Source organism: Bradyrhizobium frederickii (assembly GCF_004570865.1).
Lineage (GTDB): Bacteria > Pseudomonadota > Alphaproteobacteria > Rhizobiales > Xanthobacteraceae > Bradyrhizobium > Bradyrhizobium frederickii.
The window spans coordinates 243,487-258,454 of sequence record NZ_SPQS01000005.1 but is presented as its reverse complement, the minus strand read 5'-3'; the positions used below and the strand labels follow the sequence as shown (position 1 = coordinate 258,454).

Annotated in this window: 15 protein-coding genes and 1 tRNA gene; 7 read left to right on the top strand and 9 right to left on the bottom strand. The window is 63.9% G+C overall.

From position 1 onward, the window contains the following. Nucleotides 1-9: 9 nt before the first annotated feature. On the bottom strand, nt 10-1,257 hold the full coding sequence (locus E4K64_RS10965; protein ID WP_167771941.1) for a S1C family serine protease: 1,248 nt from the start codon (nt 1,255-1,257) through the stop codon (nt 10-12). Nucleotides 1,258-1,457: 200 nt separating this feature from the next. Between E4K64_RS10965 and E4K64_RS10960 the strand changes: the two genes are divergently transcribed. From E4K64_RS10960 to E4K64_RS10945, 4 genes are all read left to right on the top strand, one after another. Continuing rightward, nucleotides 1,458-2,075, top strand: coding sequence for a hypothetical protein (locus E4K64_RS10960; protein WP_135163520.1), 618 nt, complete (start codon nt 1,458-1,460; stop codon nt 2,073-2,075). Continuing rightward, complete coding sequence (locus E4K64_RS10955; protein ID WP_167771940.1) at nt 2,062-2,436, top strand: transcriptional regulator; 375 nt, start codon at nt 2,062-2,064, stop codon at nt 2,434-2,436. Before E4K64_RS10960 ends, E4K64_RS10955 begins: the two co-directional genes overlap by 14 nt. Nucleotides 2,437-2,467: 31 nt before the next feature. Then, nucleotides 2,468-3,205 carry a di-trans,poly-cis-decaprenylcistransferase gene (locus E4K64_RS10950; protein WP_135163519.1) on the top strand — a complete coding sequence of 246 codons (738 nt, stop codon included), beginning with the start codon at nt 2,468-2,470 and terminating at the stop codon, nt 3,203-3,205. Between the two features lie 103 nt (nt 3,206-3,308). Beyond that, nucleotides 3,309-3,794 (top strand): Crp/Fnr family transcriptional regulator, encoded by a 486-nt coding sequence (locus E4K64_RS10945; protein WP_135163518.1) that lies wholly within the window; start codon nt 3,309-3,311, stop codon nt 3,792-3,794. Here E4K64_RS10945 and E4K64_RS10940 read toward each other — a convergent pair. Next, complete coding sequence (locus E4K64_RS10940) at nt 3,733-4,560, bottom strand: metallophosphoesterase family protein (protein ID WP_135163517.1); 828 nt, start codon at nt 4,558-4,560, stop codon at nt 3,733-3,735. The two genes, E4K64_RS10945 and E4K64_RS10940, sit on opposite strands and share 62 nt — an antisense overlap. 209 nt (nt 4,561-4,769) lie before the next feature. Here E4K64_RS10940 and E4K64_RS10935 point away from each other — a divergent pair, with 209 nt between their 5' ends. Both E4K64_RS10935 and E4K64_RS10930 read left to right on the top strand, forming a co-directional pair. Further along, nucleotides 4,770-5,456, top strand: coding sequence for a DNA-3-methyladenine glycosylase I (locus E4K64_RS10935; RefSeq protein WP_135163516.1), 687 nt, complete (start codon nt 4,770-4,772; stop codon nt 5,454-5,456). Between the two features lie 209 nt (nt 5,457-5,665). Continuing rightward, complete coding sequence (locus E4K64_RS10930; protein ID WP_135163515.1) at nt 5,666-5,959, top strand: hypothetical protein; 294 nt, start codon at nt 5,666-5,668, stop codon at nt 5,957-5,959. 343 nt (nt 5,960-6,302) lie between these two features. On the opposite strand, the gene dinB is transcribed toward E4K64_RS10930, so the two are convergent. Beyond that, nucleotides 6,303-7,403, bottom strand: coding sequence for a DNA polymerase IV (gene dinB, locus E4K64_RS10925; protein ID WP_135163514.1), 1,101 nt, complete (start codon nt 7,401-7,403; stop codon nt 6,303-6,305). 43 nt (nt 7,404-7,446) lie between these two features. On the opposite strand from dinB, the gene E4K64_RS10920 reads away from it, so the two are divergent. Further along, nucleotides 7,447-7,890 carry a TspO/MBR family protein gene (locus E4K64_RS10920; protein WP_135163513.1) on the top strand — a complete coding sequence of 148 codons (444 nt, stop codon included), beginning with the start codon at nt 7,447-7,449 and terminating at the stop codon, nt 7,888-7,890. Between the two features lie 345 nt (nt 7,891-8,235). Here the strand turns inward: E4K64_RS10920 and E4K64_RS10915 are convergent, their stop codons facing one another. The 6 genes from E4K64_RS10915 to E4K64_RS10895 all read right to left on the bottom strand — a co-directional run bounded on the left by E4K64_RS10915 (nt 8,236) and on the right by E4K64_RS10895 (nt 14,882). Then, the gene (locus tag E4K64_RS10915; RefSeq protein WP_135163512.1) at nt 8,236-9,066 is read right to left on the bottom strand and encodes a DUF1269 domain-containing protein; all 831 of its coding nucleotides are present in this window, start codon (nt 9,064-9,066) and stop codon (nt 8,236-8,238) included. A gap of 41 nt (nt 9,067-9,107) precedes the next feature. Next, on the bottom strand, nt 9,108-9,260 hold the full coding sequence (locus E4K64_RS40255) for a hypothetical protein (RefSeq protein ID WP_167771939.1): 153 nt from the start codon (nt 9,258-9,260) through the stop codon (nt 9,108-9,110). Nucleotides 9,261-9,333: 73 nt separating this feature from the next. Next, nucleotides 9,334-10,116, bottom strand: coding sequence for a Crp/Fnr family transcriptional regulator (locus E4K64_RS10910; protein WP_135163511.1), 783 nt, complete (start codon nt 10,114-10,116; stop codon nt 9,334-9,336). Nucleotides 10,117-10,541: 425 nt separating this feature from the next. Beyond that, nucleotides 10,542-10,618 (bottom strand) — tRNA-Arg (locus E4K64_RS10905). A gap of 62 nt (nt 10,619-10,680) precedes the next feature. After that, entirely contained in the window at nt 10,681-11,760 is a 1,080-nt protein-coding gene (locus E4K64_RS10900) for a GGDEF domain-containing protein (RefSeq protein ID WP_209311957.1), read from the bottom strand. Further along, nucleotides 11,760-14,882, bottom strand: a complete 3,123-nt coding sequence (locus E4K64_RS10895; RefSeq protein ID WP_167771938.1) for a bifunctional diguanylate cyclase/phosphodiesterase — start codon at nt 14,880-14,882, stop codon at nt 11,760-11,762. The genes E4K64_RS10900 and E4K64_RS10895 overlap by 1 nt, the downstream gene beginning before the upstream one ends. Between the last annotated feature and the right edge of the window lie 86 nt (nt 14,883-14,968).

The following is a 14,968-nucleotide window of genomic DNA, read 5'->3' as shown; positions in this document are numbered from 1 at the left end:
AGCCGCGATCTACCGCTTCGCGTCGGCCTGCTCCGTCGTGGTGCACGAGAGCAGCATCGTGTAGGCGCGGGCGTTGCCGGCGATGTCGGTGGTCTTGAGCTCGCCCTTGGGCTCCGCGGTCTGGTAGGGCACCACGGAATTGTCGAGGAAATCGCGCAGCGCGCCGGTCTTGATGGCGAAGTTGATGTTCTCGGGAATGTCGCCGGTCATGGCGGCGATACGCAATCCCGGGATCTTGCTGGTGACCACGCCCACGATCTGGCCGGTGGTGTCGAACAGCGGGCCACCGCTGTTGCCGGGCTGCACGGGCGCGCTGATTTGCAGGAAACGCGTGTCGTTGCGCATGCCGCTGAGCGAGCTCACGATCCCGGTCGTCACTCTTAGGTCCGAGCTGAGCAATCCGTGGTAGGGAAAGCCGATCACGACGACGGAATCGCCGGCGCGGAACGAGCGGTCGCGAATGCGGGCGAAATCCTTGAACGTCGCCGTCGACGGCGCCTGAAGCAAGGCGAGATCATTGTTGGCGTCGGTCGAAACGACGCGCAGCACCATCGCGGCCTCGCCGGTGAGGTTGCCCTTGATGTCGCCGACGCAGCCATTGACCACGTGATTGTTGGTGACGATGTGTCCGCTCGCGCTCACGACGAAACCGGTGCCGCTCTGCGATTTGACGGACTTGCCGGCAGCAGGCGGCGGCGTCTGCTTGTCCGGCGCGGCCTGCGGCTTGGCGGCAACCTTTGTAAAATCGCCGGCCTTGTCCAGCCCGTCGGCCTTGACTCGCGTTACGCAATTGGTGACCGCGGCGATCAAGGGCGCAGTTGACGTCAAACTGAACTGAAAAGGTGTGCCTCTCGCCACCGCCACCATCAGGCTTGCTTTCTGGAAAGCACGCGCGACGTTGGTGGGCAGAACGGCCGAGACCATCACCTCGGACAACGCGGTCGCGAACAGTCTCACCTCGGCCTGTCCGTCGAAAGTCACGTCGATCGTCAGGTTCTCGCCCTTCTTGAAACGAAACGCTGGATTGGCAAAGCCGAGCAGCCACGCATTGTTCGAATCCTGGCCGACGAGCAGCGTCATGCCGTTGGCATAGGGCGTGCTTGCGGCGCAATGGGAGAATGCGCCGGTTGAATCGTTGGTGTAGGCGCCGCCGTTCCAGTTGCCGACGTGGATGGTGCCAAAAGGCCCCGCCGCATGAGCGAGACCGGCGAGCATCACCTGGGAAACAAACGCAACGACAAATGACTTAAGCCACATATTCAGCCCCCGGGAATGTTTTGGATCCATCTTATCCGGGGCAGACGGTGTCGTGCAACCGCCAGTTGTTCGTTTGGGCCGGACGTCCCGTCGCGGCTTTCGGACTTGCGTTTACTTTGCGTCGCTATATACTTTGCAATACAAAGTAACGGGTCAGCAATCCCGGCAAGTCCGTGCGGAGCGAGGTTCTGGCGTTGCCAATGCGCGATCTCGACAAGGCCCTGGCCGACATCGTGGCGATCCGCAGCCAGATTGCGGCCGGCACGGCATTCCGCGGTTACGGTCCGGCGACGATGGCCGCGACCGGTGCGGTCGCGCTCGTCACGGCGGTGCTGCAATTCTGGCTGCTCGGCGATCCCACGGGTGAGCCGCTCGGCTTCTTCGCCGGCTGGTTTGTCGCCGCCGCGCTGTCCCTCCTGATTATCGGGATCGAGATGCGGGCGCGTTCGCGCCGCCATCATTCGGGTCTGGCCGATGCCATGATCCACCAGGCGGTCGAGCAGTTCCTGCCCGCGGGCGTTGCCGGCGTGCTGCTCGCGGTGGTGATGTGGAAGTTCGCGGCCGAGACGTTGTGGCTGCTGCCCGGCCTGTGGCAGATCCTGGTGTCGCTCGGCATTTTCGCCTCCGTCCGCTCGCTGCCGCGCACCGTGGCGCTCGCCGGCGCCTGGTATTTCGTGTCCGGCTTTTCGGTGGTGGTGATCGCGAGCCAGACCCACACGCTGTCGCCATGGACCATGGGTCTGCCCTTCCTGATCGGGCAATCGCTGATGGCGGCCATTCTGCATGTCGCATCCGGAGACCATGATGTCGAAGACTGACAGCGCACCCTTCTCCTACGAAGGGCTCGACCGCGTGATCCACGAGAAGGCGAGGCTCGGTCTTCTGACCTCGCTGATGGCGCATCCCAAGGGGCTGGCCTTTGCCGACCTCAAGCAGTTGTGCGGCCTCACCGACGGCAATCTCAGCCGGCACCTTGCCGTGCTCCAGGAGGCCGGCCTCGTCGACGTGACCAAGGGCTATGAGGGCAACCGTCCGCACACCACCTGCCGCCTCACCAGGACCGGGCGCCGCCGTTTCCTCGACTATCTCGCCGTGCTGGAGCGCCTGGTGCGCGACGCCGCCAAGGCTGCCGGCCGCGAGGCGCCGCCGCTCGGCCGCCTCGGCATCGTCTCGACCTGATCCTTCCCCCTTTTTGACCGGAGACTTTGCAATGCAAAGTGATGCGTCCCATAACGAGAAGCTTCATGTCGGCATCATCATGGACGGCAACGGGCGATGGGCGACGCGACGCGGCCTGTCGCGCGTGCGCGGCCACGAGGCCGGCGTCGAAGCCATCCGCCGCATCGTCGAGGCCGCGCCCAAGCAGGGCATCGGCACGCTGACGCTCTACGCCTTCTCCGCCGACAATTGGCGGAGGCCGAAGGCCGAGGTCGCCGCATTGATGACCTTGCTGCGCTTCTATCTCGCCAACGAGGTGCAGAGCCTGGTCAGGAACGGCGTGCGGCTCACCGTGATCGGCCGCCGCGATCGCCTGCCCGACGGCATCGCCAGCGCGATCGCGCAGGCCGAACGGGCCACCGCCGGCGGCGGCACGCTGCATTTGCGCATCGCGGTCGACTATTCCGCGCGCGACGCCATCCTCAACGCCGCGGCGAAGGCGGCGGCGCTGACCAGCCTCACCCGCGAAGCCTTCTCGCAGCTCGTCACCGGCGAAGCCGGCCTGCGCGACGTCGACCTCATCATCCGCACCTCGGGCGAGAAGCGGCTCTCGGACTTCCTGCTCTGGGAAGGCGCCTATGCCGAGCTGCACTTCACCGAGCGGATGTGGCCCGAATTCGACGCGGGCGATCTTGCCGAGGCGCTCGCCGCCTTCCATGGCCGCGAGCGCCGCTTTGGCGGATTGCAGGCCATCCTGCCCGGAGAGGCGCCCTCGCTCTCTCGGGTGTGACGCGCCTCGCGCGCCAGCCGGCCCCCGCTGATTGCCGCCTGGCATGGATCGTGCTCTAGTCTTCCGGCGTTGGGTATCGTCCCGCGGCGGGAGGTTTCGCACCATGCGCGCAGTCCTCAATTATTGCACCGGCGGAACGGAACGGCAGCTTGCCGCCGGCACCATCGTCGTCGCCGAGGGGGGCACCTCCGGCCATCTCTTCGTGCTGATGCAAGGCAGGCTCGAGGTGCTCAAGGGTGAGATGGTGGTTGCCACCGTCACCGAGCCTGGCGCGGTGCTGGGTGAGATGTCCGTGCTGCTGGGCCAGCCGCACACCGCAACCGTACGGGCCTGCTCCGACGCGACCGTCTACGAATTCGAGGATGCGGCCTCGTTCCTCGAGAAGGAGCCGGGCGTGGCGCTGCTGATCGCAAAAATGCTGGCGCAGCGGCTCAACGTCGCCAACACCTACCTCGCCGATCTCAAACGGCAATATGCCGGCCACGGCACGCATCTGGCCATGGTCGGCGAGGTGCTCCAGAGCATGATCAACCTGCCGCCGCTTGAGGTTTCGCCAGGCTCGGATCGGCAATCCGATCCAAGAATGTGAGCCAGTCGGGCGGCGCCTCGATGGGGGCGGCGGGCCGCCGCAGCGGCGCATTCAGGTCGATCCACTGCGCCTCGCCGGCCGCCAGCCAGAACGCCTTGTCGGCATCGAGATCGAGCACGATGTAGGTTGGGGGACGGCCGGGTTGCAGGCCCGTGTTGAAGACCCAGGTCTGGCCCAGCCGGTCGAACCACGATCCATTGCTGATGAAGGGTGATTGATGCACATGGCCCGAGATCACGATCGACGGCTGGTATTGCATGATCCACTGCACCAGCTCGACGTCGCCGAAGAAGCGCTTGCCGCCCCAGCTCGTCGGTGAATCCGCCGGCGGCGCATGATGCGCCCAGATCCAGCGCTGCGGCCTGACGGCCGCGACATCGCGCAACTGCTCGATGAGGCGTTGCTTGACCTGAGGTCCATCCCACCACGGGCACACGGTGAACAGGGTATCGCCGACCGTAAGGCCGTCGCCGTCGCAGGCGATGCCGAGCTCGCGCACCTCCGAGATCCAGCGCGAAACCTTCTCACCTTCGGCGTTGCGCTCGTCGAGATCGTGATTGCCGGAGCAGAGGATCACGCGGGTCGTCGCGGCCAGCAGCGCGAGGTACTTCTTCACCACCACGATCTGGGCGCGGAAATCGACCATCGAGCCGATGTCGAGTGCGTCGCCGGCGAAGATCACGAGGTCGAATCGCGGCGCCGCGCTGACCAGCCAGTCGAGCTGAGGCAGCGAATAGTGCAGGTCGGCCACGACCAGGCAGCGCATGGAAAATCCAACGGCCAGAGATCAAAATGTCAGGGAATTCCAAAAACGGCATAAAGCAAGAAGCAGACCAGCCCGCCCGCCCCTTTGCGTCAATCCTATGAGCGACAGCATGCTGCGTCCCGTCGCAGAGCGCAAGGGGCGGCAATGCGGGGGCTGGACCGGATCGCCGAATTCTGGTGTCGTGGCCTGCCCTCAACGCCTGTGTTCACATGACCCCCTTCAAGACCATTCGCGCCCGCGCCGAGAAGCGCAAGGGCGGGCCCAAGGCGCTGGACAAATTGATGCCGGCGAAGCCCGACTTGAAGCGTCTGGCCAAGCTCGGCGACGATCGTATCCTGGCTGAGATGACCAAGCGTGTGTTCTGCGCCGGCTTTGCCTGGAGCGTGATCGATTCGAAATGGGAAGGCTTCGAAGAGGCTTTCCTGCATTTCCAGCCGGCCAAGCTCAGCTTCCAGCCGGAAGACTATTGGGAGGGCCTGCTGCGCGACGCCCGCATCGTGCGCAACGGGGCCAAGATCATGTCGGTGCGCGACAACGCCGCTTTCGTCCAGGAGATCGCGAAGGAGCACGGCAGCTTCGGCAAGTTTCTGGCGAAATGGCCTTCATCGAACCAGATCGGCCTGCTTGACCTCCTGACCAGGCGCGGCAGCCGTCTCGGCGGCAACACCGGCCAGATGCTGCTGCGCTTCGTCGGGTGGGACGGCTTTGTGACGTCAAAGGACGTCGTCGTCTGCCTGCGCGATGCCGGTCTCGACATTGCAGAAGAGGTCAAGTCGAAGGGCGATCTCGCCAAGGTGCAGGCGCAGTTCAACGCCTGGGCCGAGGAAACCGGCCTGCCTTACACCCACCTATCGCGCATTTGCGCGCTGTCGGTGGGCGAGAACCGCAGCGAATAGTCGGTGAGCGCAGCTCACGGCCAGATCGTGTGAATCCTGTGGCGATCTCGTGCCGTGAGCGCGGCAGATACGACGCGCGATCACAAAATACATTTCGTCGGAACATTTGTCCGCAGCACCTGTTCGGGCTTGAGCCAGGCGGACAAGGGCGCAGGGAACGCGTGCTTCCGCTCAAGGCCAATGAAACCGGACACAGAACGGAGCAGCTCATGAAGCTCACATCCGAACAGGTGAAGCAGACCGTCAACCAACTCGGCGCTCAGGTGCTGCCCGACGAACATCCCGCCATGCCGCAGCTCAACAGCATGTTCGGCGAGCACACCTTCTTCGTCGACGAAATGGGCCTCAAGGTGCTCGAGCCCGCCGCGTCGCTCGGTGCCGATCGCCAGAGCGGCGAAGTCGTCAGCCTCGCCGATTGGGGCGATTCCGACCTGACCCGCCTGATGGCGCACGAGCCCGAGCCGACCGGCGTGATCGTGGTGTTCGAGCACATGCGGCATTGAGTGCGATGAGACCGGGTTTGGTTGCTGCAACGGAGCTCCACTCCCTTTCCTGCTTGCGGGCCGGCAATCGCATATGAATGACACGGGGGCTGTCTAGGCTTGCTCCGCCTCTCCCGCTTGCGGGAGAGGCCGACGCGCTCGCAGAGCGCGGCGGGTGAGGGCTCTCGCCGCGCAGGGACATCCTCAGTTATTCTCAACAGTCCCTGCGCGGAGACACCCTCTCCCCAGCCCTTTCAGCGCGAGCGAAGCTCGTCGCGCCCCGCAAGCGGGGGAGGGAGTCCCACTGCCGATGCATCCTGCACGTCAAATGCGATACCCCTGCGTTTCCGGCGAGCGGTCTCGCTCAGATGCCGAGCGTCAGCTGCGGCTCCGCGTCGTCGCCGGCCTGGAGGGCGGACAGCGAGACACCCAGCAGCCTGACGCGCTTTCCGAGCGGCATCTCGGCCTCGAGCAGGCCGCAGGCCAGCCGCTCCAGATCGGCCCGGCCCCGAACCGCCGCTGCGACGGACCTGCTGCGCGTGATGATCTCGAAGTCGGCGAACTTGATCTTCAGGGTGACGGTGCGGCCGCGATTGCCGGTCGCCTCGCAATGGCGCCAGACCTTGTCGACGAGAGGTCTGAGTTCGGCGGCCAGCGCGTCATATTCGGCGAGGTCGGTCGAGAACGTGTTCTCCGCGCCGATGGACTTGCGAATCCGGTTGGCCCGAACCGGCCGTTCGTCGACGCCGCGCGAGATCCAGTAATAATAGGCGCCCGACTTGCCGAAATTCGTGTTCATGAATTCCAGCGTCTGGTTGCGGATGTCGAGGCCGGTGAACAGGCCGAGCGAATTCATCTTCGCCGCAGTCGCCGGTCCGATGCCGTGAAACTTGCCGACCGGCAGCGTTTCGACGAAGGCCGGTCCCATCTCCGGCGCGATCACGAACTGGCCGTTGGGCTTGCGATGATCGGAGGCGAGCTTGGCCAGAAACTTGTTGTAGGAGATGCCGGCCGACGCGTTGAGGCCGGTCTCGGCCTTGATCTTTTCGCGGATCCGCAGCGCGATGTCCCGCGCCAGCGGGATGCCTTGGAGATTTTCCGTCACGTCGAGATAGGCCTCGTCGAGTGACAACGGTTCGATGATCGGCGTGTGCTCGGCGAAGATGTCGCGGATCTGCCTGGAGATCGCCTTGTAGACCTCGAAGCGCGGCCTGACGAAGATCAGATCGGGACATTGCCGCTTCGCCGTCACCGACGGCATGGCGGAGCGAACGCCGAACTTGCGCGCTTCGTAGCTCGCGGCCGCGACGACGCCGCGCTCGGCGGAGCCTCCGACCGCAACCGGCTTTCCACGCAGCTCCGGATTGTCGCGCTGTTCCACCGACGCATAGAAAGCATCCATGTCGATATGGATGATCTTGCGCACCGGCGAGGCCTTGCCGGTCACCGTGTCGGATTCGCTCATGGAAAGATGATACAATTGGGCCATAAGAAGCGCGAGGTGAGGGATGCTGCAGCTGTTGGCCTTTGTGGTGGGCGTGGTCGGCATCGGCTGGCTGATCGGCGCGACCAATCTCCCCGGCCAATGGTATGCGGGCCTTGCCAAGCCGGATTTCGTGCCGCCGAACTGGGCGTTTCCGGTGGCCTGGACCGTCCTCTACGTCATGATCGCAATTGCGGGCTGGCGAACCTTTCGGCGCGATCCCTCGGGCAAAGCGATGCTGGCCTGGGCGACGCAACTGGCGCTCAATTTCGCCTGGTCGCCGGTGATGTTCACGATGCACCGGATCGGCGCCGCGCTCGTCATCCTGATCTGTCTGTTCGCCGCGATCGTGACCTATATCGGTCTCGAACTGTCACGTGACCGTCTGGCAGCGGCGTTGTTCGTGCCTTATGCGGCCTGGGTCGCGTTTGCCGGCGTGCTCAATGCGGCCATCTGGCGTATGAATTGAGTTTTCGGCCTCGATCGAGCCTGCCGCGAACGGCTTGGCATTGGACCGGACTGGCGTCCGCCTTCGACCAGATCCAAGTGATCTTGATGCCGGTTCAAGAGCCGCCGTGAATACGGCGGCAGGGCTCGCGCACCACGGCCGATGGAGATGGCACGACTCGTTCGCCGTGACGCTATGAAGACGCCGACGCCACGATCGGAAATCGCAAGCAGCGGTAGCCGACCACAACTTGCAGGTCGAGGCCGCCAAGGGCCATAGCATATTATGCCATTCTTTTTTCAACTGGGAGCGGCAAAGAGGGCTTTGCCGCTCCCCGGAAAGATCATCCCTTCAGCCTGGGGTTTCTCACGCGGCGAGCGCTTCCTTGATCAACGCACCGGCTTCCCGCAACTTTGCGACGCGCCGGTCATGTTCGGCCCGCAACGCGGCGAGCCGTTGCTTGATACGCGCCTTGGTCTCCGCGCTGGCTTTTGCGACCTGCCCATTCAAGGCGCTGATCTTCGCGTCGGTGTCTTTCTCGAGCTTGTCAAGTTTCGTCTGCGCCTGGCTAGACAGCTCGTTGAGCTTGGCCGTGACCTCGTTGATCCTTGCGCGGAGCTTGGCCTTGGCGTCTGCGCCGGACTGAGCTATTTCGGCCTTCAATTGTCCCAGTTCGGCCTTTCGGGCGGCAGTTTCCTTCGCGATCTGAGCGTCCTCGAAATCCGAACGCCATTGGCGCGCTACAGACCCGCCGATTGCCTCCATGCGCGCATCGAGCGGCGTGACCCATTCTTCATCGACTTCGGCGATGACAGCCGTCTTGCCCGGAGCGAGCTCACGGGACACCTTGTCAACGAAATCGGCGCCGACCCCGATGTTGATGAGGTCCCCGATACTTCCCAGCATCATGCCGGCGGTCATCCCGACAACGACACCAGCCGGGCCGCCAAGCAGGCCAACCAGCGCGCCGACCAGAGTGCCGAGCGCCGTGCCGGTCAGATCATCCGGCGCCTGCTTGATCGACACCTGTCCGCCGGCGTCCTTGGCGATGACGGCGAATCCGTAAAGCGTGAGCTCACCTTCTGCATGGAGTTCCTTCAAGGCGTGCGTACCTTCATACGCTTTCGCCTCGGTGCCAAATGTAGTTACGACAAATCTGCTCATCACTGCTTGCCTTTCCGTTGGGTTGAATTCCACCTGGTAAACTCCCGGGCCTCAGGCTGCGTCTGGCCTTGACGCTAACTTTTGTCTGAGCGGTATGCGCCGGCACGAATGCGGGGCCGGTCCAGCCGGCTCGCGCCGCCCTGGGCGACGAACAGCGCCGAGCAGGTCTGCATCGTTTCTTCGACTTGATGACGCAACTGGTTAGCCTGAAGATCGGTGGAAGCCATTCCAGTCTCCCTTGATCAGGCGTGTTGCAGGGTGCTCACCGCCTCGCCGGCCTAAAAGCGCAACGGAAGGAAGTTAGCGGCGCCGCACCTTGGTGTTCTGTCCGACTTCGAACAGTTGGGCCGATTTCTTCGCTGGCAGGAATTCGTCGAGTTCGGTCTGCATTTCCCGATAGCATTCACAGGAAGCCGCCTCGAGACCGGGCCGGTCGGTTATTATCACTCTGCCCCGCTTGTGCTCGATAAGTCCCGCCTTGACGAGCGAGGCCATGGCGACCGAAACGCCTGCGCGCTGGTAGCCAAGCATCATCGCAAGATCCTCATGGGTCAGCGGAAAATCATCTGACAGGGCATGGTCATGAGCAATCAACAGCCAGCGGCAGCACCGCTGATCGAGATGATGCAGTCGAATGCAGGCGACGTGCCGTGCAACTTCCTTAAGGCCGAAGCACACATAGGCCTGCATCAATTCGCGAAGCGGCCTATCCCCCTCCATCTCGTGCATGAGGACCTCGCGCCTGATGCGGATCGCCATACCCGGGATCCGGACTGCCGTATCGACTAGTGACCGGTCCATGCCGAGCAGCGTGACGAACTCGGCGATGCCCTCGATTCCGATTGCTGCGATCTCGACAACCCGGCCATCTCTCACTGCCTTGGTTGCACAAACCAATCCCCGGTTGATAAAATGGATGTGCGTGATCGGCTGTCCTGCGGTCTCAATGTGCTCTCCTTTGGAGAGAGCTACTGGTTCAGAAGCCTTTAGCAGCCGGTCTAACGTCGCGGGAGACAGTGCAAGCAGGAGCCGGTTGTTGATTCCAAGTCTTGTGTGAACTGGAATGATCGAGGCCGTGGGCATGAGGAAAGTGCCTTCTCACGGCGGCTCACCGCTGAGCGGTGCGCAGTTTGCCCGACCTGAACCAGAGACGCCGTTGGTCTGGTCCATGCAATGTCGTCGAACGTCTATTCTTGGCTGGAAAAGCAGAGCACGGCTGCTCCGGTCGTCGGTTGATTTGGATCAAGTCGCATTGAGGGGCCTGCTTCGCCAATTCGAGGCAATGCTCGTCAGTGTCGTCCCGAATTCCGCATGATTCAGGCGCCCCTGCTGCTCAGGTCGCTTTGGCCTACGGCCAATGGGATTGGCCGCAAAATTTGGGTCGACGCCAACTTGCTACGTCAATCGGCTCCTCTTGAGAAAACTGGTCAAAAGGTTGCAAGTTGCTGACCCGGTGCGAACGGCATGATTCGCCACAAGCGTAATTTTTAGTAAGGTCTTGAAAAAACTGGCGCACCCGACACGATTCGAACGTGTGACCTTTGCCTTCGGAGGGCAACGCTCTATCCAGCTGAGCTACGGGTGCTAGTCGAGGTTCATTTAGCCGATTGGCGAGGGGGGAGCAACCGCTTCTCGCCGCAACGGGTCTTACGCCGATTTGCGCCGGAGAGGGCCCGGAACCGCTGCGGCCTGCCGGCCGAGGCTGGCGAACTCGGCCAACACCCGCTCGGCGCTGATGACGCGATTGCGGCCGAGCCGCTTGGCGACATAGAGCGCCTCGTCGGCCGCACCCAGCAGCCGGTCGGGGCCGCTGTCTCCCGCGCCGGGAATCTGGCTGGCGACGCCGACGCTGAGGGTGACCTGGTCGCCCGCGCCCGCGGCGCCATGGGCGATCGCTAAGGCCGTGACCGCGCCGCGGATCTCCTCGGCGATGACGCAGGCGCTGTCGCAATCCATGTCGGGCAGGATCAGCGCAAACTCCTCGCCGCCGTAGCGGCTGGCGAGATCGAGCGGGCGCACGGCATGCCGGCTGACGACGGCGGCGACCGCGCGCAGGCATTCATCGCCGGTCTGGTGGCCGTGATGGTCGTTGAACAGCTTGAAATGATCGACGTCGGCGAACAGCAGCGCCAGCGGCCTCTGCGTGCGGTGGGCGCGGGCCCACTCCGTCACCAGCGTCTGGTCGAACGCACGGCGGTTCGACAGGCCGGTCAACCCGTCCTTGGTGGCGAGCTCCTTCAGCGCCATCTCGGCGCGCTTCTGATCGGTGAGGTCGCGCAGCGTCTCCACCACCGCGATCAGATGGCCGGCCTCGTCGTGGATCGGGCCGGCGTCGATGGCGAGATAGAGCTGGTTGCCGAGCTTCGGCATCGTGCACCAGTTCTCCGCGGAAAAGCCGAGGCCGTTATGGCCGCGCGCGGCATATTCCGAATAGAACTCCGGAAGCAGCTCCGGCCGGTCGAGCGCGACGAGGTCGGCAAGGCAGGGGCGCCTGGTCTCGTAGAATCCCTGCCAGTGCTTGTCGGTGCCGATCACCTCCGAGGCGGCGAGGCCGGTCAATCGTTCGCAGGCCCTGTTCCAGATCACGACGCGGCGCTTCGGGTCGATCACGAAGGTCGGCACCACCAAATGCTGCATCAGCCGCACGGCATAGGAATCCGCGACGTCGACCGACTTGGCCGAAGTTCTTCTTGACGTCTTGCTCGACGACTTCATTGGCTTCGCCATCAGGCCACGGCCGCCACCGGCAAGACTGCGGGCAAGCCATCGCTCGGGCCGAACAGTTTACGCACCTCGGCGGCCGGCTTCGGCGGGCTGAACAGATAGCCCTGCATCTGCGTGCAGCCGAGTGCGCGCAGCATCTCGCGCTGCGCCTCGGTCTCGACGCCCTCGGCGACCGTGGTCATGCTGCTGGCCGCGGCGATGTTCACCACCGCCTGCACGATCACGGGCGCACCGCTGGTCTCCGCGATGTCGGCAACGAAGCAACGGTCGATCTTGATCTTGTCGAACGGGAAACGCTTGAGATAGCTGAGCGAGGAATAGCCGGTGCCGAAATCGTCGAGCGCGATGCGCACGCCGATCGAGCGGAGCTGGTGCAGGATCGAGAGCGCTGCCTCGTCGTCGCGGATCAGCACGGCCTCGGTGATCTCGAGCTCGAGCCGGCGTGGGTCGAGTCCGGAGGCGGCGAGTGCGCCCGCGATGCGAAGCGCCAGCGTGTCGCATTTGAGCTGCACCGGCGACACGTTGACCGCGACGCGGATATGCGTCGGCCAGGTCGCGGCCTCGTTGCAGGCCATGCGCAGCACCCACTCGCCGAGCTCGGTGATCAGGCCGGTGTCCTCGGCGACCGGAATGAACTCCGCCGGCGACACCATGCCGCGTTCCGGATGGCGCCAGCGCAGCAGCGCCTCGCAGCCCGAGACCTCGCCTGAGCGCAGGTCGACCAGCGGCTGATAGTGAATCTCGAAGCCGCCATCCACCAGCGCCTGTCGCAAATCCTGCTCCATGCTCAGGCGCGCCCTGGCGCAAGCATCCATTGCCGGCTCGAAGAAGCGATGGGTGCGGCGCCCTTCGGCCTTGGCACCGTACATCGCGAGGTCGGCGTTCTTGACGAGCTGGTCGAGATCGGTGCCGTCCTGCGGCGCCAGCGCGATCCCGATGCTCGCGTCCGTCGAGAGCTGATGGCCGAGGCAATGATAGGGCTGCCGGATCGCCTGGTAGATCCGGGTCACGAAGGACAGCACCTCGGCGGAGGATTGGATCCCGGTCTGGATCACCGCGAACTCGTCGCCGCCCAGTCGTGCGATCAGATCGCCCTCCTTGAGACAGCCGCGCAGACGGCTTGCGATCGCCTTCAACAGCTCGTCGCCGACATGATGTCCGAGCGAATCGTTGATGCCCTTGAACTCGTCGACGTCGATATAGAGCAGTGCGAACTGATCCCCGCCCGTGACCTTCGCCAGCTCGCGTTCGATCTGCTCGCGGAACAAGGTGCGGTTCGGCAGGTCGGTCAGCGCATCGTAATGCGCCATATGCTCGATCTTCTCGTCGGCCCGGCGCCGCTCGGTGACGTCATCAATCACATGAATGAGATAGCGCGGCTCGCCGGCTCCGTCGTTGATGCCGATCCGGGTCGACGTAATGTAGCGCAGCCCTTTGCCGAGCATGTGCCAGGCGTGCTCATCCTTGAACAATCCTCTGGGGGATTTCAACGCGTAGCTGTCGTCCTCGGTGATGCGGGCGGCGGACGCCTCGGGGAAGATGTCGAAAGCGGTCTTGCCCACGATATCCTGACGCGACTGGCCGAACAGCTGCTCGGCGACGCCGTTCAGCAGGAGATATTGCCGCGTGCGAGCGTCCTTCACCGTGATCTGCGACGGGATGTGGTCGATGATCTCGCGCAAGAACGTGTAGTTGCGGTCGCGCTCCTGTTCCAGGTTGCGGCGCTCGGTGACGTCTTCGATCGTAGCGACCCAGCCGCCCTGTTCGAGCGGGGTGTTGATGACTTGAAAGGCGCGGCCATTGGCCAGTTGATGCATTCGGGTGGAGACCGTGCCTTCGGCAACCACCCTCATGACGTCGGCGCAAAACGCCTCGACGTCGCCGTCGAACGCGCCGCGCTCCTTCCGATGATACATCGCCTCGCGGATGTGGCAGCCGGGCTTGATGACGTCGTGGGAGAGGTCGAACATGTCGGCGTAGCGGCGGTTGCAGGTGACGATATATCCCGCGGCGTCGTACAGGATCAGCCCCTGCGTCATGTTGTTCAAGGCGGTGTCGAGCCGCAGCCGCTCCGCCTCCAGCCGTTTCTGCGCCTCGCGGTTCTGCCGGTTGATCTGGCGAATGATCAGATAGAGGATCAGGGCAATGACGGAGGCCGAGAGCGTCGCCGTCATGACCATGAAATCGGTCTGCTGCCGCCAGTCCGCCAGCGCCGCGGCTGTCGTGTTGGTGGCGATGATGACGAGCGGGAAATGCGTCAGCGATGCGGCCGAGCCGAGTCGGTCCTCGCCGTCGATGGGACTCTTGCCGCGGAGCGTCAGCTGTCCGCCCTCAGCCAGCATCTTCCGCATCAGCGGCGCGTCCTTGAAGTTCCGCCCGATCAGCTCCTCGCGATGCGGATAGCGCGCCAGCATCTTGCCCTCGCGATCGAACAGCGAGATGGCCGTGCCCTCGGCAAGTGCGACGGATGCGAAATAGTGCTGGTAACTGTCCGGATCGATCCGGCGGACCATCGCGCCGAGGAAGGTGCCGTCCGCGCCGTTCAAGCGGCGTGCGACGATCGTGGTCCATTTGTTGATGATGAAGCTGCGGACGGATTCCAGCAGCACCGGTTCGGACCGCGGATTGGTCTTGAACGTCTGAAAGTAGGCCCGGGACGAAATGTTGATCTTGGGCAGCGGCTGGGCCCGCGACCAGTTGATCAGCTCGCCGTCGGCATCGTAGATCGCGATATCGCCGAGATAGGACACCGGGCTGATCTTGCCGCGCAGCATCTGGTGCGCCGCAGGGCCCGACATGCGTTCGCGGAACATCGCCGGGGAGGTGATCTCCGCCAGATTCATCTGCGCGATCAGATCGGCGGCGACGACGTCGGAATCCTCGAATTGCTGATCGAAGTGCCGCGCGATCAGCTGCACCGTGTTTTCCAGCTCGCGCTCGCGATTGGCCAGCGTGCGCTCACGAAACTCGCCGACGGCCATGGCCGTCGCGCCGAAGATGCCCGCGACCAGCAACACGCCGCACAGGGTCAACCACAGGACCGGACCACGCCGCAGCAAGGCCTCCCAGCCGTTCCTTGCGGCTAGAGACATTCCGGTTGCCACCGTGGAAAAGACCTGGCGCATTCCCCCTCCCTGGAGGAACAGGAATACACCTCACAAATGGCCTAAACCTTAGGAAAGCCAGTTACCTAAGCATTAATCGGGTTGCG

Coding starts and splice junctions, on each gene's coding strand:
- E4K64_RS10965 (WP_167771941.1), bottom strand. CDS start 1,257: ATGTGGCTTAAGTCATTTGTCGTTGCGTTTGTTTCCCAGGTGATGCTC.
- E4K64_RS10960 (WP_135163520.1), top strand. CDS start 1,458: ATGCGCGATCTCGACAAGGCCCTGGCCGACATCGTGGCGATCCGCAGC.
- E4K64_RS10955 (WP_167771940.1), top strand. CDS start 2,062: ATGTCGAAGACTGACAGCGCACCCTTCTCCTACGAAGGGCTCGACCGC.
- E4K64_RS10950 (WP_135163519.1), top strand. CDS start 2,468: ATGCAAAGTGATGCGTCCCATAACGAGAAGCTTCATGTCGGCATCATC.
- E4K64_RS10945 (WP_135163518.1), top strand. CDS start 3,309: ATGCGCGCAGTCCTCAATTATTGCACCGGCGGAACGGAACGGCAGCTT.
- E4K64_RS10940 (WP_135163517.1), bottom strand. CDS start 4,560: ATGCGCTGCCTGGTCGTGGCCGACCTGCACTATTCGCTGCCTCAGCTC.
- E4K64_RS10935 (WP_135163516.1), top strand. CDS start 4,770: ATGACCCCCTTCAAGACCATTCGCGCCCGCGCCGAGAAGCGCAAGGGC.
- E4K64_RS10930 (WP_135163515.1), top strand. CDS start 5,666: ATGAAGCTCACATCCGAACAGGTGAAGCAGACCGTCAACCAACTCGGC.
- dinB (WP_135163514.1), bottom strand. CDS start 7,403: ATGAGCGAATCCGACACGGTGACCGGCAAGGCCTCGCCGGTGCGCAAG.
- E4K64_RS10920 (WP_135163513.1), top strand. CDS start 7,447: ATGCTGCAGCTGTTGGCCTTTGTGGTGGGCGTGGTCGGCATCGGCTGG.
- E4K64_RS40255 (WP_167771939.1), bottom strand. CDS start 9,260: ATGGCTTCCACCGATCTTCAGGCTAACCAGTTGCGTCATCAAGTCGAA.
- E4K64_RS10910 (WP_135163511.1), bottom strand. CDS start 10,116: ATGCCCACGGCCTCGATCATTCCAGTTCACACAAGACTTGGAATCAAC.
- E4K64_RS10900 (WP_209311957.1), bottom strand. CDS start 11,760: ATGGCGAAGCCAATGAAGTCGTCGAGCAAGACGTCAAGAAGAACTTCG.
- E4K64_RS10895 (WP_167771938.1), bottom strand. CDS start 14,882: ATGCGCCAGGTCTTTTCCACGGTGGCAACCGGAATGTCTCTAGCCGCA.